This is a genomic window from Rufibacter glacialis, from assembly GCF_008271745.1.
GTDB lineage: Bacteria > Bacteroidota > Bacteroidia > Cytophagales > Hymenobacteraceae > Nibribacter > Nibribacter glacialis.
Genome location: NZ_VKKZ01000023.1, coordinates 170,459 through 192,949 on the forward strand (window position 1 = coordinate 170,459; position 22,491 = coordinate 192,949).

The following is a 22,491-nucleotide window of genomic DNA, read 5'->3' on the forward strand; positions in this document are numbered from 1 at the left end:
GTTCTGTAATGAGAAAAAAGGCGCAAAAACAAACGGTCTGCCCCTAACTTAGTACTTTTACCGCATGGATCAGCTTTCTTTACCGGCATATTCCCACAAACTTAAGGATTCTGGAGGGAAAACATTTATCCTGGACCAGGTAAGGCGCAAATATGTGGTGTTAACCCCAGAAGAGTGGGTACGGCAACATATCATCCATTTGTTACATGCGCATTTGCACTATCCGTTGACACTCATGAGCGTGGAGCGGGGCACCAAATACCACGCCCTGCAGAAGCGGACGGATCTTCGGGTGTATTCCCCGGAGGGGACGCCTCTTCTGTTGGTAGAATGCAAGGCAGGGCACGTTCCCATCACCCAAGCCACCGTGCAGCAGGTAGCCGTCTATAACCAAAGCATTGCCGCTCCTTACCTCATGGTGAGCAACGGCCGCGACCATTATTGCTGGCATGTGCAGCCCCAAACGAATACCATTACCCCCATTCCGGTTTTACCTTCCTTTTCTGAAATCTGCCAGAAAATAGGTTTGTAGCTTTAGTATCCTTTGAGGCTTTTAAATTTCCAATTTGTACTTGAGCCACTAAAAAGCCAAAGCAATCGGGGGTTGTTTCAGGTGTTTTTTCCTGAAAAAGGCCCTAAACATACCTAACCAAAAGGCCCTCTTCTGCTTGCAGAGGAGGGCCTTTTTAATTTGAAGCTAAATTTATGCTTATGCCAGAACTTCGGCAACGTCTGTTAACGGTAGGTTGAAGGCTTGGGCAACGCCAGGGTAAACTACTTTACCGTCTACCACATTCAACCCGAGTTTAAGCTCTTCGCGCTCCTGGCAAGCTTGTTTCCAGCCTTTGTTGGCCAGCAACAGGGCATAAGGAAGAGTAGCGTTGGTGAGGGCCAGGGTAGAGGTGTAAGGAACCGCGCCTGGCATGTTGGCTACGCAGTAATGCACCACATCATCAATGATGAAGGTTGGGTTTTCATGGGTGGTAGGCTTGCAGGTTTCAATGCAACCTCCCTGGTCAACGGCCACGTCTACCAACACCGTACCTGGGCGCATGTCTTTCAGCATGTCGCGGGTAATCAGGTGAGGTGCCTTGGCACCGGGGATCAAGACTGCCCCAATGATCAGGTCTGAGTCTTTGATGGCCTGCTTGATGTTGTAGTGGTTAGACATCATGGTGTTCACGTTGGCCGGCATGATGTCATCCAGTTCGCGCAGACGCTTCAGGTTGATGTCCATGATGGTTACGTTGGCACCAAAACCCGCAGCGATCTTGGCAGCTTGTGTTCCTACAATACCACCGCCCAAAACTAAAACATTGGCCGGTTTCACACCAGGTACGCCACCTAACAGGATACCACGGCCTTTCAATGGTTTCTCCAGGTATTTGGCACCTTCCTGGGGAGCCATACGTCCGGCCACTTCACTCATAGGAATCAACAAAGGCAACGAGCGGTCTTTCAACTCTACCGTTTCATACGCCAGACAGGTGGCTTTGCGCTCAATCATGGCGTGCGTAAGCGGCTCATAAGAGGCAAAGTGGAAATAGGTAAAGATTAACTGACCTTCCTTGATCAGGCTGTATTCCTGCTCAATGGGCTCTTTCACTTTTACAATCATCTCGGCGATGGCGTACACCTCCTCAATAGTAGGCAGAACCGTTGCCCCAGCCGCAGTATAGTCTTCGTCAGAAAAACCACTGCCATGGCCGGCGGTGCTCTGTACGTATACAGTATGGCCGTTTTTTACAAATTCTGCTACGCCACCGGGGGTGAGGGCCACACGGTTTTCGTTGTTTTTTATCTCCTTCGGAAGACCAATTATCATCGTATGATTTTTTATAAGTTGGTGAAAAAGTACCCAAATATACACCAACCTGCTAGCAGATTTGCAACTGTAAGCGGGAATAAATTAACGTTTGTTCGGTTTATCCTGTTTTTTGATTCTTTTTTAGAATAAAGCCCTAAAACAAGTTCCAGCCAAAAGGAAAACCCACCCAAAAGGAGGATTGATTTGTGGTTAATTCATTAAAAGGAGGGTCTAAAGGTAATTGCCAAAATAAAAATAGGCTCCAGTATGGAAGAAGAAGCCCTTATGCAAAGAGTTATATTAAAGGTTAAACCTGGTATGCCAATAACGAAAAGTAAATTTTCCCCGGCTCCTCAGAATTCGAAAGGGGATTACTGCCGCCTGATTACAGTCTTATAGTTGTCTTAGAAATGTTTTCCTTTTTGTTTCCCTAATAAGGAGATAGGTGGGCGAATACCCTAGTTTTTTATAAAAGGGCATAAAAAAAGGCAGCAACTGTGTTACTGCCATTAGTACAAAATAAAACTATGAAAAAACTATTTAAAAGGCACTGACGCCTTGTTAACCTTAACTGAACTTTGTTTGGCAAGGGATTCTACTACTTTGGCCTTAAGGGTAAGGGTAGGAGTAGTCCCAGTAATGTCATTTGAAAGGAGAGTGACTGTCTCTATTCTATCCTGCAACACCTGTGGGCTATAGGTTAGTTCCAATTTAGCAGACTGACCAGGTTTTACTACCGAAGGGCTCATTTTGAAGCCAACGCAGTTACAGGCGGTCTGCAGACCAGAAACCGTTAAATCAGATTTCCCGGTGTTTTTGATGCTGAATTTGGCCGTAGCCTTCTGACCTTTCTCCAATTTGCCGAAGTCATAGGTAGTGCTGGCAAAATCGATTTTTGGAGAATTGGCTGCTTCCGCCACGGAAGCGCCTGCCGGGGCAGGAGCGGCAGATTTCTGGATCACCGTTCCTTTGATGAACAAAGACCTAGTGTCCGGATTTCCGTTAGAGGTAACGGTTAAGGTCTTGTTGAAGGCGCCAGGGCGGCCGGCACTGTTGTAACCTGCTTTCACTACCCCAGATTTACCGGGTAAAATGGCTTCTTTGGGCCACTCCGGGGTGGTACAACCGCAGGAAGCCTGCACGTGGGAAATGATAAGTGGCTGGTTTCCGGTGTTCTTGAATTTAAATTCGTAAACGGCTTGTACCCCTTCTGTTACATTACCGAAGTCATGGAGATCTTTCTCAAAGGTAAGCACCCCTTGTGCGTAAACCATTCCTTGGGTTAGCAGGGCTAGGGCAAGAGACAGGAAAAGATAAACTTTTTTCATAATTCTTAGTGTTTGCTTCAGTTAATTAACCCCGTTAGGGACAGAACAAAAATAATAAAATTTAGTTCGGATCACTATCAAAATCACGTTAAACCTGCTTGGCCCCATGCCGCCATTTGAAAATGGGGCAAAACTTGTTTAGTTTTGGCTTTAAAAATCCTTTTCGGACCTTATAAGAAATCGCATGCAAACCGTTGAACGGACCTATCAGCTTTCCCTTACCAGAGAAGAGATATTGCAAGATTACCGCATCGCCTGCGAAAGCCGGCAAGCCAGTTTAACTGGCCGAAAGGAAGTATTCATGGGTAAAGCCAAGTTTGGGATTTTCGGAGACGGAAAAGAAGTGGCGCAATTGGCCATGGCCCGGTTTTTCCGCCCCGGGGATTTCCGGTCTGGGTACTACCGGGACCAGACCTTTATGTTTGCCATTGGTGAATTGACCGTTCAGCAGTTCTTTGCCCAATTATACGCCCACACTGACGTGGAAGAGGAACCATCTACTGCCGGCCGCAGTATGACTGGTCACTTTGGGACCCGTTTATTAGATGAGGAAGGGAAATGGAAACCCCAGACCAGCCGCAAGAACTCCACGGCAGATATTTCCCCCACGGGGGCGCAGATGCCCCGCCTGGTAGGATTGGCCTACGCCTCTAAATTATACCGCCAGAACCCAGACCTGCACCCATTCACTGATTTTTCCCACCAGGGCAACGAAATCGCCTTTGGTACCATTGGCAACGCCTCTACGTCTGAGGGAGTTTTTTTTGAGGCCATCAATGCCGCCGGGGTTTTACAGGTGCCCATGCTGGTGTCTGTGTGGGATGACGGCTACGGCATCTCGGTACCGGCCCATTACCAGACTACCAAAAGCAGCATCTCTGAGATTCTGGCTGGTTTTCAGCGCGAGGCCCCAGGCGAACAAGGCTATGAGATCTTCAAGGTGAAAGGCTGGGATTATCCTGCCCTGTGCGAAGTGTACCAGCAGGCCACTAAGGTTTGTCGCGAGCAGCACGTGCCCGTATTGATCCATGTGGAAGAGGTGACGCAGCCCCAAGGCCACTCCACCTCTGGCTCGCATGAGCGGTACAAATCAAAGGAGCGCCTAGCCTGGGAAGAAGAATACGACTGTATCAAGCAAATGCGCAACTGGTTGATCACCAGCGGCTACGCCGAACATGCTGAACTGAACCAGATTGAGGCAGAAGCCAAAGAAGCCGTGCGGGTAGCGCGGGCCGCAGCCTGGAACTCCTTCAACAAAGCCATCCTGGAAGACCACCAGCAGTGCCTGCACTTACTGCAGGCCCTTTCAGCCAGTATCAACGGAAATGCGTCTAAAATAGCCTCCTTACGGGAAGAGCTCCAGAAAACCATCAACCCACTCCGGTCAGATGCCATCAGGGCCGCCCGAAGAGCTTTACAGATTGTGCGGGGAGAGAAAACCCCGGCCAAACGTGATCTGGTGAAGTGGCTGGAAACCGTGCAAGGGGAGAATGCGGAGCGTTACAATTCCTACCTCTACAGCCAATCAGACGAGTCTGCCTTGTTGGTGGAAGAAGTCAAGCCGGAATATACCGAGGAAAGTCCGGCAGTAGATGGCCGCGAGGTGTTACAGGCTTGCTTTGATGCCGCCTTGGCCCGGGAACCCCGATTATTCGCCATAGGTGAAGATGTGGGTAAGATTGGTGATGTGAACCAGGCCTTTGCCGGGTTGCAGGACAAATATGGTGAGTTGCGGGTCACCGATACCGGCATCAGGGAATGCACTATTGTAGGGCAGGGCATTGGCGCCGCTCTACGGGGTTTACGGCCTATCACCGAGATCCAGTACCTGGATTACCTGCTCTACGCGATCCAGATCCTGAGTGATGATGTGGCTTCCCTGCAATACCGCACCAAAGGTGGACAGAAAGCTCCTTTGATTGTGAGAACCCGCGGACACCGCTTGGAAGGCGTTTGGCATTCTGGTTCTCCCATGGGAATGATTTTGAACAGCTTGCGCGGCATGCACGTGTTGGTGCCCCGTAACATGACCCAGGCAGCGGGCTTCTACAACTTACTGCTCAAAGCAGATGAACCGGCCCTGGTGGTGGAATGCCTGAACGGCTACCGCTTGAAAGAGCGTATCCCGACCAACATAGGGGAATTCACTATCCCATTGGGAATGCCAGAGGTGCTGCGGACCGGTACTGACATTACTATAGTGACCTATGGTTCTATGTGCCGTGTGGTCCTGGAGGCAGCGGAACAATTACAGACTTCGGGCATCTCCGCAGAAGTGATTGACGTGCAGACCTTGCTTCCTTTTGACCTGGAGCATGTGATCGCAGACTCCATCCGGAAAACCAACCGGGTGCTGTTCACTGACGAGGACGTTTCTGGCGGGGCCACCGCATATATGATGCAGAAAGTGGTAGATGAGCAAGAGGCCTGGCGCTACTTAGACTCAAAACCGGCTACCCTTTCCGCGCAGGACCACCGGCCTTCTTACTCTACCGACGGCGATTATTTCTCAAAACCTAGTGCTGAGGATGTGTATGAAACAGTCTACGCCCTCCTACATGAAGCAGACCCGGAAAGCTTCCCGGCCTTGTACTAAAGGGTTATAAATCAAATGGCCTGCTTTGTGAAAGGCAGGCCATTTGATTTATAATTAATTACTCAAATTAATTCAATGAAGTTATTCCTTGGAAAGGAAAATAATATCATCAGTATTCACTACTTGGCTTTTATTTAAATCGCGGTCCATTATCTGGATACTAAACCTAATGGTGTCACCTTTTTGTATTGGATTTTCACGACTTGGGTTCTCATAAATACTAATACTGTAGCGGATATCACCTTCCAATGGTTCAGATCTTTTATCGGTGGAGACTCTGGGGAAACGTCCATTATAGAAGGATTTGCCCGCTTGATTAGTTATTTTTATGTATTTACCATTCGCCTTTTTATAAAGATCGCAAAGAATGTTATGAAAGCCAGGTCCTTGAGGAACATTTAATTTCTCTGGATTGAATGGGGGGGCCTCATCCTCTGGAAAGATGGTCTCAGAAAGCCCTAAGTTTCCGTCTCCATCCTGAAACCTCACCACCAGAATAAGCGAGTCATACCTTATGTTTTGGGCATTCCGCAAGGTGCGCTGTTCAATTCCCCTAAAGGTGAGGTTGGGGGTAAGTGAAAAATCAGGGTCATCATAGCAGGAGGTGAGCCCCAGGGAGCTCAACACAAGGGCTAAACCAAACAGAAGTCTATGTTTTTTCATAGCAGATTTATGAGCACCTAAGGTACAAATCCTAACGCGCACTTGCTTACTTTGTTGTATAATTTTAGCATCATCTCCCATGGGATTTCCGGAAGAGTACAAAAAAATCATCATCCAAAAAGGACCACCAGACTTTACCACGGCCGCTCTGGAGCTATTCCAATACCAGGCGCAGCACAATCCGGTTTACCAGGCGTACCTGAAGCATCTGAAGAAAGACCCAGCCCAGGTGAAGGAGTTGCCTCAAATTCCTTTTCTCCCAATAGAGTTCTTCAAAACCCACCAGGTGCAATCGCGTCCTTTCACGCCCCAGACTATTTTCAAGAGCAGCGGCACCACCTTGCAACAGCGGAGCCAGCACTTGGTAGCCCATACAGACTTTTACAAAAAACACGCCCAAAACCTATTTGAAGAAACATATGGCCCCCTGGCGGGTTCAGTGGTGTTGGCTTTGTTGCCTTCTTACCTGGAACAAGGTGATTCCTCTTTGGTCATGATGGTGGACCACTTCATGCAGGTATCAGGGCAATCCCAGAATGGTTTCTTTCTCCAGAACCACAACGATCTGAGAAAAGCCGTTCAGGAAGCCAAAGCGAGCCAGAAGAAGGTTTATCTTTTTGGGGTCACCTACGCCTTGTTGGATCTGGCCGAGGAACCAGGTGCCCAGGAACTAAGCGGCATCACCATCTTTGAAACCGGTGGTATGAAGGGCCGCCGGAGAGAGATGGTGCGTGAAGAGTTGCATGGGATTTTAACCAAAGCTTTTGGGGCCACAGCCATCCACTCTGAATATGGCATGACCGAACTTCTTTCTCAGGCCTATTCCACGGGAGAGGGTATTTTCCAGCCATCGCGTACGTTACGGGTATTGGTGCGGGACGTGAATGACCCGTTTACTATCACTGATCAAGCTGGTTCTGGTGGGGTGAATGTCATTGACCTGGCCAATGTGGATTCCTGCGCTTTTATAGAAACCAAAGACCTGGGAAAGCTCTATGCTGATGGTTCTTTTGAGGTCATGGGCCGCTTTGATAATTCAGATATAAGAGGTTGTAACCTTTTAGTATCTTGAGGTTTATGCCTTGTTTCTTGTTGAATGGCTTTAAAGCAGCAGCGGCTCCTGAATCTGATCAGGGGCCGCTGCTGCTTTAGGAAATAGAGTTTTTTTTTATTGGCTACTTGGCGTACGACTTGGCGTCGTCTTCGGTGATGGTGTCTTCGCTCATGATGACCAGGCGTTCTACCACGTTGCGCAGTTCACGTACGTTCCCGCGCCAGTCCAAGCCTTTCAAATAGGTGAGCGCTTCAGGAGAGATTTTCTTGGGTTTATTGCCGTAGTCACGGGCCACGTCTTGCAGGAATTTCTCTACCAAAGCGGGTATGTCTTCGCGGCGCTCGTTCAACGGGGGCACGTGGATCAGGATCACGCTGAGGCGGTGGTACAAATCCTCGCGGAAGTTCTTGGCTTCAATCTCCTCCAGCAGGTTTTTGTTCGTGGCTGCCACCACGCGTACGTCTACCGTGATGTCTTTGTCGCCGCCTACCCGGGTGATTTTGTGTTCCTGAAGGGCCCGCAATACTTTGGCTTGCGCCGAGAGGCTCATATCCCCAATCTCGTCCAGAAACAAGGTGCCGCCGTGGGCCTGTTCAAACTTACCGATGCGTTGCTTCACCGCCGAGGTAAAAGAGCCTTTCTCGTGCCCGAACAACTCACTTTCAATCAACTCACTGGGAATGGCGGCGCAGTTCACCTCTACCAAAGGCCCCTGGGATCGGTTGCTCTGCTCGTGCAGGGACCGCGCCACCAGTTCCTTCCCGGCCCCATTAGGCCCGGTAATCAGCACGCGCGCATCGGTAGGAGCCACCTTTGCCACCGCCGACTTTACCTTGCCCAAGGCGGCTGAGGAGCCTACCATTTCATAGGTCTTGGAGATCTTTTTCTTTAAGGTCTTGGTTTCCGTGACCAGATGGGCCTTGTCAAGGGCGTTCCGAACCGAAACCAATAGCCGGTTCAGGTCGGGTGGCTTCACCAAAAAATCATAGGCGCCTTTCTTGGTTGCCTCTACCGCCGTGTCAATGGTACCGTGGGCCGAGATCATAATGAAAGGGGTGTCGGGTACCAGGGCCGTCGCCCGCTCTAGCACTTCCATGCCATCCATTTTAGGCATCTTGATGTCACAGAGCACTACGTCATATTTGCTTTTCTGCAATAATTCTAGACCACGTTCGCCGTCTTCGGCCTCATCAACGGTGTAATTTTCGTATTCCAGAATCTCTTTAAGGGTGTAGCGGATGCTACGTTCATCATCAATGATCAGAATCTTAGGCATGGGTTTTACTTAATTACTTTGCCAACGGTGGATGTTCCAGGTGTATCCCGAAGCATACGGGAGAATAGCCTTATTAGATATTTCAAGGCCGTTTTTCCTAAAATGGCTCTAAAACGAAAGGTACCAGCCGCTAAAAGTAGGAAACTTTTGCTGGGCGGCAAAGGCTTGTCGGAGGCACCTCACAGGTTAACGACCTGGTTCTGTTTTTGGTGCTTTTTTGATAACTCGGCCCTTAAATGAATAACAACAGCCAAGATTAGAGGTCAATGGACTTACAGCTCCCTTAGGTTAGAAATAATGTTCCTTCCAATACAATCTGGGCCTGGCTACGCACCTCCAAGATGTTGTCATTCTTCAGCTTCAGGTGTAAAAATCCACCCCTGGCCGAGAGTTGGAACGCTTTCAATTCCGTTTTCTGCAGCCGGTCGGCCCAGAACCTGGCCAGGGCACTGTGGGCTGATCCCGTCACCGGGTCTTCATTGATGCCCACCCAGGGCCAGAAGCACCGGGTATAGAAATCGTACTCCTGATCCTCCGATTTAGTGGTGACGGCCAGCCCATTAACAGTGTCCAATGCCTTCACCAGGCGCGGGAAATCCGGCGTGATCTGGAGTAAGGTAGCTTTGTCCGGGACCTCCAGCAAAAGCATTTGAATTTCTTCCGCGAAATAGAAATGATTGGTAGAGGGCAAACCTAGGGCTTCAGAGACCAGAGGTTGGTGCGGCAGCGGCTGGTATCCGTACAGCGGGAATTGCATTAAGATATTATCCTTCTCTTTGGTGGCTTGCAGAACCAAGTTTTGGTGGGTGCGAAAGGTAACACGCGAAAGCCCTATTTTATCCAGCACCACTTTGGCGGAGGCCAAGGTGGCGTGGCCGCAAAAAGCCATCTCTACGGTGGGAGTGAAAAACCGAATATCAAACTTATCTACCTGCTCTGGTTGCTGTCTGAGAAAGGCAGTCTCTGAAAGATTAAGTTCCGCGGCAATTGCCTGCATCTGGCCATCGGCCAGCGGTTCTTCCAGGAGGCAAACTCCGGCAGGGTTCCCTTTGAACGCTTCTGTGGTGAAGGCATCTACGATATAGGTTTTGATATTCATATCCTGGTCATAATGGGGGGCTGAATCTACAAATGTTCTGTGATCTTCTTCGTAGAGGACCTTATGGGAAATTGGCTGACTGATGCTTATCTGTTACGCCCAGATAACCATTAAATGGCTTCAAAAAACGAAAAAGCAGGTGCCCTGCCTTATTTCTTTGGTATCTATTTCTTATAATCCAAAGGAACAAATCATGTTAATTGCCTTTCTCACTTTACAACCACCTACTCCGAAGAAAATTGCTTAGAGTGAATGGGAGGAAATATTTTCTCACTTTAAAATCCAGACAATTTCAATAATCACCTGTTTTTGCTTTTATTCAAATTAAGGCAAAAGCAAGGTAATTAAGGTTGTCGCCTCTTTCAAAGGATGCCTATTTTATAAATATTTTAAACTTATATATATAATCAGTAAAGTATTTTTAAAAAATTTTAATAAGTTTGGAAATAAGATTTGCCAAGGAACACAGAATTTGCCCTAAAGATAAAATCCAGTATCCTTAGGGCTTGCTTTACCACCCACCTACATGATCAGGAAGAAGCCCATCTACGAAAGTCTTTATTTTCAAGTTATTGCCGCCATCATCACTGGTATTGCCGTGGGCCACTTTTTTCCCGACCTGGGGGTGCAGTTGAAACCGTTGGGGGATGCTTTCATTAAACTGGTGAAAATGATGATCGGGCCGGTGGTCTTCTGTACCATTGTCACGGGGATTGCGGGCATGCAAGACATGAAGCAGGTGGGCCGGGTAGGAGTGAAGGCCTTGCTGTATTTTGAGGTCCTCACCACGGTGGCCCTGTTACTGGGGTTGTTGGTGGTGAACCTGCTGCAGCCCGGAGTAGGCATGCATGTAGACGCCGCCAGTTTAGATACCGGTGCTTTGTCTGCGCTTACCACCACTAAGAAACCAGAGCAAACTGGGGCTATGGCCTTTTTCCTGCATCTTATTCCTGAGAACATCATTGATGCGCTGGCCCAAGGGGACTTGCTTCAGATCCTGTTCTTCTCTGTGTTGTTTGGTTTTGGTTTGTCAAAAATAGGCGAGAAAGGGCGGCCGGTGTACACGGCTATCCAGTCCATTGCCACGGCCTTGTTTGCTGTGATCCACATGATCATGAAAGTGGCGCCTTTGGGGGCGTTAGGAGCCATGGCCTACACCATCGGGAAATACGGGCTGGAGTCCTTGGGAGCCTTGGGGCAGTTGATGGGTTCGTTCTACCTGACCTGTATTGTCTTTATTGTGGTCATTTTGGGCGGGGTGATGAAAGTCATGGGGCTGAGTATCTTCAAGCTGTTGCGCTACATACGCGAGGAACTGCTCATTGTGCTGGGCACTTCCTCCTCAGAAGCCGCCTTGCCTTCCTTAATGGAGAAAATGGAGAAGCTGGGTTGCTCTAAACCGGTGGTAGGGCTGGTGGTACCCACAGGCTATTCCTTCAATCTGGATGGCACGTCCATTTACCTGACCATGGCTGCCGTGTTTGTAGCCCAGGCCACTGATACGCCCCTGGACTTTAGCCACCAGGTAACGCTGCTGTTGGTATTGCTGATTACTTCAAAAGGGGCCGCCGGCGTCACCGGAAGCGGCTTTATCACGCTGGCCGCCACGTTGCCGGCGGTGGGCAACATTCCCGTGGCGGGGCTGGCGCTCATTCTGGGCATTGACCGGTTCATGAGTGAGGCCCGGGCGCTTACCAACCTCATCGGGAATGCCGTAGCCACCATCTATGTCTCTAAATGGGAGAAGGAGATTGACCTAGAACGAGCCAAGAAACTGATTGGCTAAAAGATAAAAAGGGGCCGTTTCTGAAAAAACGGCCCCTTTTGCTTATGCTTCTTCCGGGTGGTAGATGATCTTGTCACGGTGTTTCATGCCCCAGTCACGCAATTCGTTGATCACGGGGGTGAGGCTATGGCCATAGTCGGTGATGGAATATTCCACGGTGACCGGAGAGGTATCATGCACAGTGCGTTTCACCAGCTTATTCATTTCCAGCTCTTTCAGTTCTTTGGAGAGCATTTTGGCGGTAATGCCCTGCACATCACGGTGCAGCTCCTTGAAGCGTCTCTTATGAACGCATAGTGCTACAATAATCGGGATTTTCCATTTCCCGCTCAGGATGTCCAGCGCATCTCTGATGGGGAGGATGTGCGTGATGCAAAGGTTGCGTTTGGGTGTGATAACTGCTTCCATATCTGTATGATTTCACGGTGTATACCAGTATACAAACGTAAACCAGTATCTAATTGAAACCAAAGGTACGTAAATTTGTTTATACAACTAAAGTAGACACAATAATTATTGCTTCAACCATGGAATTACTGCAGGATTTAAACTGGCGCTACGCCACCAAACGCATGACGGGAGAAAAGATCCCACAAGAAAAAGTAGAGGCTATCCTGGAAGCTATCCGGCTTTCCGCCTCTTCTATGGGATTCCAACCCTATAGCGTGGTGGTAGTGGAAGACCCCGAGGTGCGTAGACAGATACAGGCCAAAGCCGCCAACCAGCCCCAGGTGGTGGAAAGCTCGCATCTGCTCATCTTCGCCGCCTGGGATTCTCTGTCAGAAGAACAGGTAGCCACCTACATGAACCAGATTGCCGCTGAAAGAGGCGTGCCCCTTGAATCGCTTGCAGGTTTCTCCAGCAGCATCAACGGCTTGATCAAGAGCAGAACCCCCGAAGAGAATTTCAATTGGGCGGCCAGACAAGCCTACATTGCTTTAGGCACGGGGCTGGTGGCTGCTTCGGCAGCAAAAGTAGATTCTACCCCCATGGAAGGATTCAACCCCGCGGCCCTGGATGAACTTCTGGGCCTGCGCGAGAAAGGCCTCCGGAGTGTGGCTCTCTTAGCCCTGGGTTACCGTGATGCGGCGAATGACGTTCTGGCCACGGCTAAGAAGGTGCGCCGTCCGGCGGAGGAATTTTTCCTGACCATTTCGTAACTATTTTCCTTAAAGAGGGAATAAGAATACTCTATCCGCTGGGTGCTTAAAGAAAAGCCTCAGCGGTTTTTTTATTTAACTAATCTAACCTCAAGAGAATATGAAAAAGCGCACGCTAGGAAAATCTGGGTTGGAAGTAGGGCCATTGGCCTTCGGTGGAAATGTCTTTGGGTGGACCATTGACGAGAAAACCTCCTTCCAACTGCTGGATGCCTTCACGGAGGCAGGTTTCAACCTGATTGATACCGCTGACGGGTACTCGGTGTGGGTGCCCGGCCACACCGGCGGTGAGTCTGAGACCATCATCGGAAATTGGCTGAAAGCAAGGGGCAACCGGGACCAGGTAGTCATCGCCACCAAGGTGGGATGGGAGATCGCTCCTGATCAGAAAGGACTGAAAAAAGCCTATATTTTAAAAAGGGCCGAAGAATCGCTCCGCCGCCTGCAAACCGATTACCTGGATCTGTACCAATCGCACGTGGATGACACCGGTACTCCCTTTGAGGAGACGCTTGAAGCCTACGCCCAGTTGATCAAAGAAGGAAAAGTGCGGGCCATTGGCGCCTCCAATATCAAAGCAGACCGACTAAAAGAAGCCCTGGAAGTCAGCAAGCACCACGCGCTGCCCATTTACCAAAGTGTGCAGCCTGAATACAACCTTTATAACCGACAGGAATTTGAATCTGGGCTGGAGGCTCTGTGTCTGCAGGAAGGCATTGGCGTGATCAGCTACTATGCTCTGGCAAGCGGTTTCCTGACGGGGAAATACCGGTCAGAAGAAGATTTGGGCAAAAGCCCGCGGGGTGGGGGCGTCAAACGGTTCCTGAACGAGAGAGGCTTCCGAATTCTGAAGGCGCTGGATGAAGTGGCGGCCAAACACAACGCCAATCCGGCCCAGGTGTCTTTGGCCTGGCTCATGGCGAGGCCCAGTATCTCAGCGCCCATTGCCAGTGCCACCAGTCTGGCACAACTGGATGATTTAATTAAAGCCGCCCAACTTGAACTAAGTCAGGAGGATATCGCCCAGCTGGATTTTGCCAGTGCTTATTAAGGATTAGGCGGAAGCACTAGTAAGTTGATACCCAAAGTTCCTGTATTAAGGCTGTTATTCAAAAACCAGCCTTAATACACGGACATTGTTCTTAAGTGGTCAGGCGAAAAGGATGTTTCCATGGTTGCTCCTGTTCTTTATTCATCATCCTGTAAGGATCTTGTGGGCGAATTTGTAAGGCGTTGTAGTAAACGCTACTACCGTTCGCCTACGTGATCCATGCAGGATGACAATAGGGATGGATGCCGTAAACAATTTTTTTTTCTTCTTGCTTAGGGACTCATCACCTTTCTGAAACCACGCCTCCCAAGTAAGCAGGCCTTTATGCGGCAGCCTTCCTTATCTGGGGCCTCTTTATTACCAGAGAGGAATCAATTCCGGGGGATGCAAGCAAAAGGGCAGCTAGCCTAGCCTTCATTCGAAGCAGTTTTTATGGAAACTGCCTGTAAACGATAAGAGAAGGCCTAATCCAGGAAAATCTGTCTTGGAATAAAAAGATCGTCCAGGTTGACCAAGGCGTGGAGAATGGGGTGCAGCTCATCGCGTTTCAACTGGAACATGTCTCTGATGGACAGGAATTTCACGTCCTCCAGAAGCTGGGCGTGTGAGGCATGCTCTGGGTCAGAACCCAGGGCCAAGGTGCCCTTCACCAGTTTCACCTCAAAAAACAGTTCAATGGCGTGGAGCGGGGACCTAAGGAACTCGTTCAGGTAAAGGAACCGGCCAACCTCTACCTCCAGCCCAGTTTCCTCCCTGAATTCCCGAACCAGGCAATCTTTCACCTTCTCGCCAAAATCCAGACCCCCACCGGGCGGCATCCAGAAAAACCCTGAGCCAAACGCGGCTTTATGGCAAGCTAGAAGTAAGGTGTTGTTTTGCACCAGGAGCCCGCACACCCGGACTCTGGTTTTGTGTGAGTATGTTTCCGCAAGCGGATGAATGTTCTCCATAGGTTGTGGGGCAGGTCCAGAGGCAGTACTTTTGCCTCATGTTAAAAACGTTCAATCCTGACTTCACCAATACGGTAAAAGAAAAACTTCAGCGGCAATTTTACATGCATTTGCTGGAATTTGAAATAGAAACCGTAGAAATTGGGCTAATTGAAGGCACCCTGGTGTTGCAGGAGAAGCACAAACAGCACAAAGGCTTCGCCCATGGGGGCGTGATTGCCACCCTGGCTGACATAGTGATGGGTTTTGCCGCTGTTACGCTGGTTCCTGCTGACCATCACGTGGTAACGGCGGATTTGAAGATTTCCTACTTAAGCCCCGGCGTGGGCACCGCGCTGGTGGCCAAAGGCTGGGTGCTGAAACAAGGCAAAAGGTTGAACTTTTGTGAGGCAGAAATCTTTAGTATAGATGGCCAGGGCCAGAAGAACCTGGTGGCCAAAGCTTCGGCCACCATGGCCACGTTGCCGCCCACTGCCACATCACCTCAGAACTGAACATGACCCCATCTGAAGCCATCCGTCAGAATTTCCCTTTTGAGCCCACCCCAGACCAGGCCCAGCTTTTCCAGAAACTGGATCAGTTTATCCTGCGCAAAACCGGGCTCAAAGAAGTGTTCATGCTGAAGGGGTTTGCCGGAACCGGAAAGACCACAGTGGTGAGCGCCCTGGTGAAAGTGCTGAACAAGTTCGGCTATAAATATGTGCTGCTGGCCCCCACCGGACGGGCCGCCAAGGTGATGTCCACCTATTCGGCCAAGCCGGCTTCTACCATCCACAAGAAGATCTATAAGCAGACGGCCAACCCGTTTTCTGAGGGCCTGGCCTTCGCGCGACAGCCCAACAAGAACGAGCGGGTGGTGTATATCGTGGATGAGGCCTCCATGATCTCAGACGACAAGGCCTTCGGCGACAACGGGCTGCTCCAGGATTTGGTCAACTACGTGTTTGAAAGCCCCAGCAACAAACTGCTGCTCATAGGAGACACCGCGCAGCTGCCGCCGGTGAACCAGGCCATCAGCCCCTCACTGGATCCTTCGTACCTCACCAGTTACTTTAAGCTGCACGTGCACGAGATGGAGTTGCGCCAGGTGATGCGCCAGGCTGAGGAGTCCGGCATTCTGATGAACGCCACCCGCCTGCGCAACGAACTGGTCAAGGAGGAGCCGTCCCTGGCCTTCAGAACCAAAGGGTTCAAGGATATCTTCTCCATGCGGGGCGATAAGCTGGAAGACGGCCTGCGATACGCCTACGATAAGTTCGGGATAGACAACACCACGGTTATCTGCCGGTCCAACAAAACGGCCAACTTGTACAACCAGCACATCAGGCGGCAGATTTTCTTTGCCGAGGACGAGATAGGGGTAGGCGATTACCTCATGATCGTGCGCAACAATTACACCTGGCTGCCCAAAGAGTCCAGCATCGGGTTCATGGCCAACGGCGATTTCGTGGAGATCACCAAGATCATCCGCTACGAGGAAATGTACGGCATGCGCTTCGCGGATGTCCAGATCAGGTTCGTGGATTACCCCAACGAGCCCGAACTGGAAACCAAGATCATGCTGGATACCCTCTACACAGAATCGCCCGCGCTGCCCGCCGATAAAAACAAGGAGCTGTACCAACAGGTATTGATAGACTACCAGCATATCGCCAGCAAGCGCGCCCGGTCACAGGAAATGCGGCAAGACAAATACCTGAATGCCCTACAGGTTAAGTTCGCCTACGCGCTCACCTGCCATAAGGCGCAGGGCGGGCAGTGGCAGGCGGTATTCGTGGACCATGGGTTCCTGAAGGAAGATACGGTAGGCCAGGAATTCGCCCGCTGGCTGTACACGGCCACCACCCGGGCCTCTGAGCAGCTGTTCCTGGTGAATTTCAATGAAAAACTGTTGGAGAATGCACCTGAACGGGTAGAAGATTAAGTATCTTCGCTTTGTTGGAGGTGAAATACGCTTAAAGGAATACCATGAAAAAGTTAATAGTGGCAGGTTTGTTTCTGCTTTTTGGCGGTTCCGCTGCCCTGGCTCAGACCACTAGCGGGCAGCAGCCCCCCTTGGCTCCTGTAGCCCCCATTGCCGCCCCGGCACCTGCCCCGGTAGGGCCTTCCATTCAATTTGAAGAGCAGCGGTTTGACTTCGGGGAAATAAAACCCGGCGACGTGGTGCAGCACACCTTCAAGTTCACCAACAATGGCACCATGCCCTTGATCATCTCTAACGTGCGCACCACCTGTGGCTGCACCGCCACTGGTTTTCCTAAGGCCCCGGTAAGGCCCGGCGAAACCGCTGCCATCACCGCCAGTTTTAATAGTGCCGGCAAACGGGGACAGCAGAACAAAGTGATCACCATTGAGTCCAACGCTGTGCAGGGCAGAACCCAGGTTATTATTGCCACCACCATTGTGGCCGCGAAATAAGGACTTGGAACAGTTTCAGGGCCATTTCCCTAAAACTAATGAATAAACTCCCGTATGTTAAGGGTGAAAGCTTCTATAAAGCTTATTCTTGAGGTCCATCTGCATTGGCGCCTGGACAAAGGCTGCTGAAGAAAGGGTAGGACGGATTAAGGTCTTTTACCGCTTTGCGTCTTATTCTTAAAAATAAAATGAAAACGCCTCTCTTGCATTGCAGGAGAGGCGTTTTCATTAAAAAGGCTGTTAAAGTTACGGCAGGTTCTTGGCCAGGGCCCATACCAGATTCAGCCAACCAGCAATCAGGAACAAGCCACCTATGGGCGTGATGGCCCCTAACCAGGTAATACCCGTGAGGCAGAGAATATACAGGGAGCCTGAGAAAATCAGGATGCCCAGCAGAAAGCAAATGCCAGACACGGACAGGCCGGTGGCGCTTGGGAACTGGGTCATGAGGACGCCCACCAGCAACAAGCCCAGCGCGTGGTACATCTGGTATTTCACGGCAGTTTCAAAGGTGTCGGTGCGGCCGGTCTCGGTGAGCAGTTTAGCCAGGCCATGTGCTCCGAAGGCGCCAATCATCACGCCAATGCCGCTCAACAGGGCACCAAGAATCAATATGGTTTTTACGGTCATTTTAAGAAAATCAAGTGAAAATTAGGGGGCAACAGAATAGTTTCGGTTCCCGAAGATGGCACTGCCCACCCGGATCATGGTGCTTCCTTCGGCAATAGCCAATTGGTAATCAGAGCTCATACCCATGGAGACCTCTTTGAAAAAGGAGTCGTTAGGGAAGAACTGCTCTTTGATGGTGGTAAAATAGCTTTTAAGGCGAGAGAATTCGCGCTGCAGGTGTTGTTCGTCATCTGTGTTAGTGGCCACGCCCATAACTCCGCAGAGCCGCACATGTTGTAAGGCCGCAAATGCTTCTGAGGAAATCAACTGTTTGGCCTCTTCCAGATCCAACCCGAATTTGGTGTCTTCCTCGGCAATGTAGAACTGGAGCAGGCAGTCTATGACGCGGTTGTGTTTCTGGGCTTGTTTATCGATTTCCTGCAGTAAACGCAGACTGTCCACTGACTGGATGAGGTGCACGAACGGCGCAATGTACTTCACCTTGTTTGTCTGCAGGTGCCCAATCATGTGCCATTCCACATCAGCGGGAAGCTGGGGTTGTTTCTGCATCATTTCCTGGGCCTTGTTCTCGCCAAAGGCCCGCTGGCCGCCGTCATACGCCTCCCGGATGAGCTCTACCGGGTGCGTCTTAGACACGGCTATCAATTGGCAGTTGGTGCCGCTCAGGCGTTGCTGGAAATCCTGGATATTTTCTGCAATGGACATCATCAGTCTTCTAACGCGTTGGTGAAAAAGGTGTTTTTTAACAAGAGCCACAGCAAAAGCAACACCATGGCCCAGCGCAAATATATCTGGTAATAGTCACGGGTGTCACGGTAGCGGGTTTCTTTTATTTCGGTTTTCTCCAGGCTGTTGATTCTCTGGAAGATCTCAGAAAGGGTGTTCGCGTTCTGGGCCCGGAAGAACTGCCCTTCCGCTAAGGAGGCCAGTTGCCGCAACGTCTTCTCCTCCAGGCCCGTCTGCACGGTCACGGCCTTGCCCGTAGAATCTGGCTCCAGCTGTACGGTGCCTTCTTTGCCTATACCCACCGTGTACAGCCTCACGTGGAAGGCATGCGCCAGCTGGGCCGCCAGCTCCGGGTCCAGGCTGCCGGCGGTGTTCTCGCCGTCGCTGATCAGGATGCAGACTTTGGCCTTGGCCTGCGAGTCGCGGAGGCGGTTAATGGCGACTGCCAGCGCGCTGCCAATGGCCGTGCCGTCTTCCGAAACCATGTTCAGGTGAATTCCCTTGATGCTTTGCCGCACCAGGTCATAATCTGTGGTGAGCGGAGCCAGCGAAAAAGCCCGGCCTGCAAAAACCACCAGGCCAATCCGGTCCTGCACCCGCCCGTTCACGAATTGCAAGGCTACCTCCTTCGCCGCTTCCAGCCGGTTGGGCAGGAAATCTGTCAGTTCCATGGAGCCGGACACGTCCATCACCAGGACAATGTCAATGCCTTCCGCTGAAAGCTCCACGGTCTCATCTGATTTCTGGGGCCGGGCCAGGGCTACCAGCACCAACATGAGAAAACAGCCGAACACCACATCTGGCAGGTAGCGCAGAATGCTGGTCCAGTGCCAAGTCAGGTTGCCTTCAAACAGGGCTACATCCATTTTCTTGCGGAAGCGCACGTGCAATAGCCACCGCAGCAGAAATAGCACCGGCACTGCCAGGAGCGCGTAAAGGTAGCCTGGGTTGGCCCAGTCAAAGGATTGCCAGGTGCGCCAGGAAAACCAGCTCAGGTTAAGCCAGGAGAAATCAGCGGGTGCTTGCCACATTGCGCAGGGAGTCTCTGATTAAAACATAACGAAAGGCTGAAAACTCGGCCAGTTCGTGGAGGGAGCCTGTCACCTCGGTTTCATCATCTGAGATGATGTTCCCGTAAATGGCCCGGTCACAGACTTTGAGGGCATTGCTGACCCGTTCGTCTTCTTCATAATAACTTACAATCTCTTTGGTGGTGAAGGAGTTGATTTCTGTTTCTTCCAGCTTGGTTAAGTAGTTCTTCCACAAGATGATCGCCCGCTCCAGTTGATCTAATGTTTTACCCCGCTGGAACCGTTCTTTTGAGGTCTGGAACCTGCTCTGGAACTGGGCCTGGTCTTTTTGCAACACGTACAGCCGGTACCTGATGTTGATTTCCTTCCCAAACAGAACCCAGATGCCGCCAATGAGAATGCTCACAGCAATAGCCGCCATGCCAAAATACAGGTAGTTGAATTGCTCCGGTACCGGCCGCAAAAGGGTAGTGGAATGAAGCTGCAACGGTTCCTGAACGGCAGGTACGTTCTGCACCAGCACCACAGAGTCTGGGGCAGTAGTGAGATGCAAAGTGTCTCCGCGGTAAAACAACTGCACCCGTACCTGCAAAGCCTGTACCGGGGTGAGGGAGAAGGTACGCAAGGTATAGACGGTGCTGTCGGTGCTGGTACCGTTCACGGTGCGGGTAGGGTAGAAGTCTTTCCTGACCAGTTCAAAGGGCGCGAAAAGGGCAGCCGTGTCGGGGAAGACCACTTCGGCCTGCGGGGCATGGCGCGAGCGCAGCACGTATTTCACTGACTGCCCTACTTCCACTGAATCACGCAGGAAGAACCCTTCTACTTTGACAGCAGGGAGTTGGGCCCAGGAGAGGAGCGGCAGGAAGCAGAGCAAGAGCCACGCTTGCTTTTTTAAGACAGACAGCAATTTTGACATTATTCAGATTCCGGGGACAAAACAGGGGTAATGGGTGCGTACAAGTAGAGGGTGGTTTTTGGGCTTCTTTTTTAAATTAGGCGGTAAAACGGCCGCACTATTCTTACGAACTGCGCTTCATGGTCTTGTTTCTGGACCGGAACAAATGCACCAACTGGGGTACATAGTCCTGCTCCACATAGATAGGGAGAAAGTCGGCCTGGTATTGGCGGCAAATCTTCATCAGTCTTTCCTGGTTCTGGACGTAGGGCACCAAATACCGTTCCCTGAATGCCTTGGAAGAAGTGTTGATCCAGATGGTCTTCCCGGTTTCTTTGTCCAGCAAGGGAATAATGCCCAGTTTAGGGAAGTCGATCTCGCGCTTGTCCAGGAGCTGCAACACGATCAGGTCATGTTTCTTGGCCAGCATGATGAGTTCCCGCTCATAGTTCTGGTCAATGAAATCAGAAATCAAGATGATGATGCTCTTGCGCTTGACCACGTTCAGGCACAATTTGATGCCTGCCCCAATGTTTGTTTTCAGCGACTGGGGTTGTAGCACAGCCAGGGTTTTGATGAGGGTGTAGGCGTGCTCGTTCCCTTTGCTGGGTTTGAGGTAGCGCTCTTTGCCGTCGCTGAAGCAGATCATGCCTATCTGGCTTCCCTGTTTCAGGGCGGAAAGCGCCAGAATGCCGCCAATCTCTTTGCCAATGTCAATTTTCTTTGCCCCCTGGCTACCCAGGGAGTGGGAGCCACTCACGTCCAGGAGCAGGAACACGTTTTGCTCTTTCTCTTCGCGGTAGGTTTTTATGAAGGTGCCGTGGCCCTTGGCCGACACGTTCCAGTCAATGGCCCGCACATCATCTCCGTACTGGTAGGCGCGTACGTCATCAAACTCAAGGCCAGAGCTTTTGAAGACAGATTTGAAATCGCCCTGCATCTGGGCGTCAATTGCCTTTCTGATCTGTATCTCGTACTTTCGTAGCTTCCTGACCAAGTCTTTCATACCTGCTGAAGGTTTTGCAGCGATTAAAATTACCCAAACTTACGAACAACCGCGTGAAAAAACGTTTGTGCCTCTTTTTACTGCCATTGGCGTTTTTCTCCTGCAACCCAGAGAATGAGAAGCCGGCTGATCTTATCCCTGAGACAAAGATGGCCCGCCTCATGATAGACATTCACCTGGCGGAAGCCGTGATCGGGCGCACGATTCCTAATTATGACACCTCTCGGGTAGCTTATAAGCAGGCTCATTCCCTGCTTTTAAAACGCCACGCTGTCTCTGATAGTGCCTTCAAGCACAGTTATGACTACTACCTTGCCCACCCCGAGCAGTTTGACAAGATCTATGAGGTGGTGTTAGACAGCCTGAGTGCCCGCGAAGCCAAGTTAACGGCCCAACAGGCGGCCCCAACCGTGGACTCCACAACCACTGTTTCTGATACTTCTAACGTAGCCAAGGATACAACCAAAGCTGTGCTCACCAAATTCAAGCGTGTTTCAGGTCCTGATTCGCTGTAAATCTTCCTGCTAGGCGCTAAAGGTAAGATCAGATAAGCCGTTTACCGTTGGGAACGGGTGCCTGGGGTTGGGAAAGGACAATAAAACCTTCCTCGTCTTCAAAGCCCGTGACCAGTACCTCAGAAAGCCAGGGCCCAATTTGCTTGGGTGGGAAATTGGTCACGCAGATTACCTGTTGACCTACCAGTTCCTCTTTGGTGTAGCGATGGGTGATCTGGGCGCTGGATTTTTTGATGCCTAACTCACCCAAATCCACTTTCAGTTTATAGGCTGGTTTGCGGGCTTCCGGGAAAGCCGAAGCTTCTATGATAGTGCCTACCCGCAGGTCTACGGCCATGAATTGCTCCCACGTGAGGTTGTTTTCCATTGGTGTTTTTAAGGCCAAGGTAAGGGCTCTGTCCCTAAGAGGCAAATAAGGAGACCCCTACGTTAGAAACCTCTCCTAAAGGTGTGCGTACCTCAAAAGGCGGAACTGCATTCGCGTTCGCTACCACCTACAC

23 protein-coding genes are annotated in these 22,491 nt (G+C 50.7%); 10 read left to right on the top strand and 13 right to left on the bottom strand.

Annotation, left to right across the window (positions count from 1 at the left end):
• Nucleotides 1-64: 64 nt before the first annotated feature.
• Nucleotides 65-532 (top strand): type I restriction enzyme HsdR N-terminal domain-containing protein, encoded by a 468-nt coding sequence (locus FOE74_RS16735; RefSeq protein WP_149099785.1) that lies wholly within the window; start codon nt 65-67, stop codon nt 530-532.
• Between the two features lie 177 nt (nt 533-709).
• Here the strand turns inward: FOE74_RS16735 and ald are convergent, their stop codons facing one another.
• On the bottom strand, nt 710-1,825 hold the full coding sequence (gene ald, locus FOE74_RS16740; RefSeq protein WP_149099786.1) for an alanine dehydrogenase: 1,116 nt from the start codon (nt 1,823-1,825) through the stop codon (nt 710-712).
• A 518-nt stretch (nt 1,826-2,343) separates the two neighbouring features.
• Nucleotides 2,344-3,135, bottom strand: coding sequence for a DUF1573 domain-containing protein (locus tag FOE74_RS16745; protein ID WP_149099787.1), 792 nt, complete (start codon nt 3,133-3,135; stop codon nt 2,344-2,346).
• A 184-nt stretch (nt 3,136-3,319) separates the two neighbouring features.
• Here FOE74_RS16745 and FOE74_RS16750 point away from each other — a divergent pair, with 184 nt between their 5' ends.
• Complete coding sequence (locus tag FOE74_RS16750) at nt 3,320-5,731, top strand: alpha-ketoacid dehydrogenase subunit alpha/beta (RefSeq protein ID WP_149099788.1); 2,412 nt, start codon at nt 3,320-3,322, stop codon at nt 5,729-5,731.
• Between the two features lie 81 nt (nt 5,732-5,812).
• On the opposite strand, the gene FOE74_RS16755 is transcribed toward FOE74_RS16750, so the two are convergent.
• The gene (locus tag FOE74_RS16755; protein WP_149099789.1) at nt 5,813-6,475 is read right to left on the bottom strand and encodes a hypothetical protein; all 663 of its coding nucleotides are present in this window, start codon (nt 6,473-6,475) and stop codon (nt 5,813-5,815) included.
• Here FOE74_RS16755 and FOE74_RS16760 point away from each other — a divergent pair.
• Entirely contained in the window at nt 6,474-7,466 is a 993-nt protein-coding gene (locus tag FOE74_RS16760; protein WP_149099790.1) for an acyl-CoA synthetase family protein, read from the top strand. The two genes, FOE74_RS16755 and FOE74_RS16760, sit on opposite strands and share 2 nt — an antisense overlap.
• 103 nt (nt 7,467-7,569) lie before the next feature.
• Here the strand turns inward: FOE74_RS16760 and FOE74_RS16765 are convergent, their stop codons facing one another.
• Together FOE74_RS16765 and FOE74_RS16770 are read right to left on the bottom strand one after the other, a co-directional pair.
• Nucleotides 7,570-8,724 (bottom strand): sigma-54-dependent transcriptional regulator, encoded by a 1,155-nt coding sequence (locus FOE74_RS16765; RefSeq protein ID WP_149099791.1) that lies wholly within the window; start codon nt 8,722-8,724, stop codon nt 7,570-7,572.
• Between the two features lie 283 nt (nt 8,725-9,007).
• The gene (locus FOE74_RS16770) at nt 9,008-9,823 is read right to left on the bottom strand and encodes a PhzF family phenazine biosynthesis protein (RefSeq protein WP_149099792.1); all 816 of its coding nucleotides are present in this window, start codon (nt 9,821-9,823) and stop codon (nt 9,008-9,010) included.
• Between the two features lie 526 nt (nt 9,824-10,349).
• Between FOE74_RS16770 and FOE74_RS16775 the strand changes: the two genes are divergently transcribed.
• Complete coding sequence (locus FOE74_RS16775; protein ID WP_149099793.1) at nt 10,350-11,609, top strand: dicarboxylate/amino acid:cation symporter; 1,260 nt, start codon at nt 10,350-10,352, stop codon at nt 11,607-11,609.
• A 42-nt stretch (nt 11,610-11,651) separates the two neighbouring features.
• Here the strand turns inward: FOE74_RS16775 and FOE74_RS16780 are convergent, their stop codons facing one another.
• Nucleotides 11,652-12,017, bottom strand: coding sequence for a winged helix-turn-helix transcriptional regulator (locus tag FOE74_RS16780; protein WP_149099794.1), 366 nt, complete (start codon nt 12,015-12,017; stop codon nt 11,652-11,654).
• A 119-nt stretch (nt 12,018-12,136) separates the two neighbouring features.
• Between FOE74_RS16780 and FOE74_RS16785 the strand changes: the two genes are divergently transcribed.
• On the top strand, nt 12,137-12,769 hold the full coding sequence (locus tag FOE74_RS16785; protein WP_149099795.1) for an NAD(P)H-dependent oxidoreductase: 633 nt from the start codon (nt 12,137-12,139) through the stop codon (nt 12,767-12,769).
• A 100-nt stretch (nt 12,770-12,869) separates the two neighbouring features.
• Complete coding sequence (locus FOE74_RS16790) at nt 12,870-13,820, top strand: aldo/keto reductase (RefSeq protein WP_149099796.1); 951 nt, start codon at nt 12,870-12,872, stop codon at nt 13,818-13,820.
• Between the two features lie 464 nt (nt 13,821-14,284).
• On the opposite strand, the gene FOE74_RS16795 is transcribed toward FOE74_RS16790, so the two are convergent.
• The gene (locus FOE74_RS16795) at nt 14,285-14,770 is read right to left on the bottom strand and encodes an NUDIX domain-containing protein (protein WP_149099797.1); all 486 of its coding nucleotides are present in this window, start codon (nt 14,768-14,770) and stop codon (nt 14,285-14,287) included.
• Between the two features lie 38 nt (nt 14,771-14,808).
• Between FOE74_RS16795 and FOE74_RS16800 the strand changes: the two genes are divergently transcribed.
• Genes FOE74_RS16800 through FOE74_RS16810 form a run of 3 tightly spaced genes read left to right on the top strand, consistent with a single transcriptional unit; the run spans nt 14,809 to nt 17,188 of the window.
• Entirely contained in the window at nt 14,809-15,264 is a 456-nt protein-coding gene (locus FOE74_RS16800; RefSeq protein WP_149099798.1) for a PaaI family thioesterase, read from the top strand.
• Nucleotides 15,265-15,266: 2 nt separating this feature from the next.
• Nucleotides 15,267-16,694 carry an ATP-dependent DNA helicase gene (locus tag FOE74_RS16805; protein WP_149099799.1) on the top strand — a complete coding sequence of 476 codons (1,428 nt, stop codon included), beginning with the start codon at nt 15,267-15,269 and terminating at the stop codon, nt 16,692-16,694.
• Nucleotides 16,695-16,738: 44 nt separating this feature from the next.
• Nucleotides 16,739-17,188 (top strand): DUF1573 domain-containing protein, encoded by a 450-nt coding sequence (locus FOE74_RS16810; RefSeq protein ID WP_149099800.1) that lies wholly within the window; start codon nt 16,739-16,741, stop codon nt 17,186-17,188.
• A 246-nt stretch (nt 17,189-17,434) separates the two neighbouring features.
• Here FOE74_RS16810 and FOE74_RS16815 read toward each other — a convergent pair whose 3' ends face one another.
• The 5 genes from FOE74_RS16815 to FOE74_RS16835 form a co-directional block, all read right to left on the bottom strand.
• Nucleotides 17,435-17,818: a DUF423 domain-containing protein gene (locus tag FOE74_RS16815; protein ID WP_149099801.1), complete on the bottom strand. Its 384-nt coding sequence runs from the start codon at nt 17,816-17,818 to the stop codon at nt 17,435-17,437.
• 21 nt (nt 17,819-17,839) lie between these two features.
• A complete protein-coding gene (locus FOE74_RS16820) occupies nt 17,840-18,523 on the bottom strand; it encodes a YggS family pyridoxal phosphate-dependent enzyme (RefSeq protein ID WP_149099976.1) in 684 nt (227 codons plus the stop codon).
• A 2-nt stretch (nt 18,524-18,525) separates the two neighbouring features.
• Nucleotides 18,526-19,575, bottom strand: a complete 1,050-nt coding sequence (locus FOE74_RS16825; protein WP_149099802.1) for a VWA domain-containing protein — start codon at nt 19,573-19,575, stop codon at nt 18,526-18,528.
• A complete protein-coding gene (locus tag FOE74_RS16830; RefSeq protein WP_149099803.1) occupies nt 19,556-20,491 on the bottom strand; it encodes a hypothetical protein in 936 nt (311 codons plus the stop codon). Before FOE74_RS16830 ends, FOE74_RS16825 begins: the two co-directional genes overlap by 20 nt.
• A gap of 103 nt (nt 20,492-20,594) precedes the next feature.
• Nucleotides 20,595-21,476 (bottom strand): DUF58 domain-containing protein, encoded by an 882-nt coding sequence (locus tag FOE74_RS16835; RefSeq protein WP_149099804.1) that lies wholly within the window; start codon nt 21,474-21,476, stop codon nt 20,595-20,597.
• Between the two features lie 53 nt (nt 21,477-21,529).
• On the opposite strand from FOE74_RS16835, the gene FOE74_RS16840 reads away from it, so the two are divergent.
• Nucleotides 21,530-21,991 carry a DUF4296 domain-containing protein gene (locus FOE74_RS16840; RefSeq protein ID WP_149099805.1) on the top strand — a complete coding sequence of 154 codons (462 nt, stop codon included), beginning with the start codon at nt 21,530-21,532 and terminating at the stop codon, nt 21,989-21,991.
• Between the two features lie 28 nt (nt 21,992-22,019).
• On the opposite strand, the gene FOE74_RS16845 is transcribed toward FOE74_RS16840, so the two are convergent.
• A complete protein-coding gene (locus FOE74_RS16845; protein WP_149099806.1) occupies nt 22,020-22,358 on the bottom strand; it encodes a tRNA-binding protein in 339 nt (112 codons plus the stop codon).
• Nucleotides 22,359-22,491: the final 133 nt, after the last annotated feature.

What these genes read in the sequence shown, in the direction of transcription:
- FOE74_RS16735 (WP_149099785.1), top strand. Translation starts at nt 65, where the DNA reads ATGGATCAGCTTTCTTTACCGGCATATTCCCACAAACTTAAGGATTCT.
- ald (WP_149099786.1), bottom strand. Translation starts at nt 1,825, where the DNA reads ATGATAATTGGTCTTCCGAAGGAGATAAAAAACAACGAAAACCGTGTG.
- FOE74_RS16745 (WP_149099787.1), bottom strand. Translation starts at nt 3,135, where the DNA reads ATGAAAAAAGTTTATCTTTTCCTGTCTCTTGCCCTAGCCCTGCTAACC.
- FOE74_RS16750 (WP_149099788.1), top strand. Translation starts at nt 3,320, where the DNA reads ATGCAAACCGTTGAACGGACCTATCAGCTTTCCCTTACCAGAGAAGAG.
- FOE74_RS16760 (WP_149099790.1), top strand. Translation starts at nt 6,474, where the DNA reads ATGGGATTTCCGGAAGAGTACAAAAAAATCATCATCCAAAAAGGACCA.
- FOE74_RS16755 (WP_149099789.1), bottom strand. Translation starts at nt 6,475, where the DNA reads ATGGGAGATGATGCTAAAATTATACAACAAAGTAAGCAAGTGCGCGTT.
- FOE74_RS16765 (WP_149099791.1), bottom strand. Translation starts at nt 8,724, where the DNA reads ATGCCTAAGATTCTGATCATTGATGATGAACGTAGCATCCGCTACACC.
- FOE74_RS16770 (WP_149099792.1), bottom strand. Translation starts at nt 9,823, where the DNA reads ATGAATATCAAAACCTATATCGTAGATGCCTTCACCACAGAAGCGTTC.
- FOE74_RS16775 (WP_149099793.1), top strand. Translation starts at nt 10,350, where the DNA reads ATGATCAGGAAGAAGCCCATCTACGAAAGTCTTTATTTTCAAGTTATT.
- FOE74_RS16780 (WP_149099794.1), bottom strand. Translation starts at nt 12,017, where the DNA reads ATGGAAGCAGTTATCACACCCAAACGCAACCTTTGCATCACGCACATC.
- FOE74_RS16785 (WP_149099795.1), top strand. Translation starts at nt 12,137, where the DNA reads ATGGAATTACTGCAGGATTTAAACTGGCGCTACGCCACCAAACGCATG.
- FOE74_RS16790 (WP_149099796.1), top strand. Translation starts at nt 12,870, where the DNA reads ATGAAAAAGCGCACGCTAGGAAAATCTGGGTTGGAAGTAGGGCCATTG.
- FOE74_RS16795 (WP_149099797.1), bottom strand. Translation starts at nt 14,770, where the DNA reads ATGGAGAACATTCATCCGCTTGCGGAAACATACTCACACAAAACCAGA.
- FOE74_RS16800 (WP_149099798.1), top strand. Translation starts at nt 14,809, where the DNA reads ATGTTAAAAACGTTCAATCCTGACTTCACCAATACGGTAAAAGAAAAA.
- FOE74_RS16805 (WP_149099799.1), top strand. Translation starts at nt 15,267, where the DNA reads ATGACCCCATCTGAAGCCATCCGTCAGAATTTCCCTTTTGAGCCCACC.
- FOE74_RS16810 (WP_149099800.1), top strand. Translation starts at nt 16,739, where the DNA reads ATGAAAAAGTTAATAGTGGCAGGTTTGTTTCTGCTTTTTGGCGGTTCC.
- FOE74_RS16815 (WP_149099801.1), bottom strand. Translation starts at nt 17,818, where the DNA reads ATGACCGTAAAAACCATATTGATTCTTGGTGCCCTGTTGAGCGGCATT.
- FOE74_RS16820 (WP_149099976.1), bottom strand. Translation starts at nt 18,523, where the DNA reads ATGTCCATTGCAGAAAATATCCAGGATTTCCAGCAACGCCTGAGCGGC.
- FOE74_RS16825 (WP_149099802.1), bottom strand. Translation starts at nt 19,575, where the DNA reads ATGTGGCAAGCACCCGCTGATTTCTCCTGGCTTAACCTGAGCTGGTTT.
- FOE74_RS16830 (WP_149099803.1), bottom strand. Translation starts at nt 20,491, where the DNA reads ATGTCAAAATTGCTGTCTGTCTTAAAAAAGCAAGCGTGGCTCTTGCTC.
- FOE74_RS16835 (WP_149099804.1), bottom strand. Translation starts at nt 21,476, where the DNA reads ATGAAAGACTTGGTCAGGAAGCTACGAAAGTACGAGATACAGATCAGA.
- FOE74_RS16845 (WP_149099806.1), bottom strand. Translation starts at nt 22,358, where the DNA reads ATGGAAAACAACCTCACGTGGGAGCAATTCATGGCCGTAGACCTGCGG.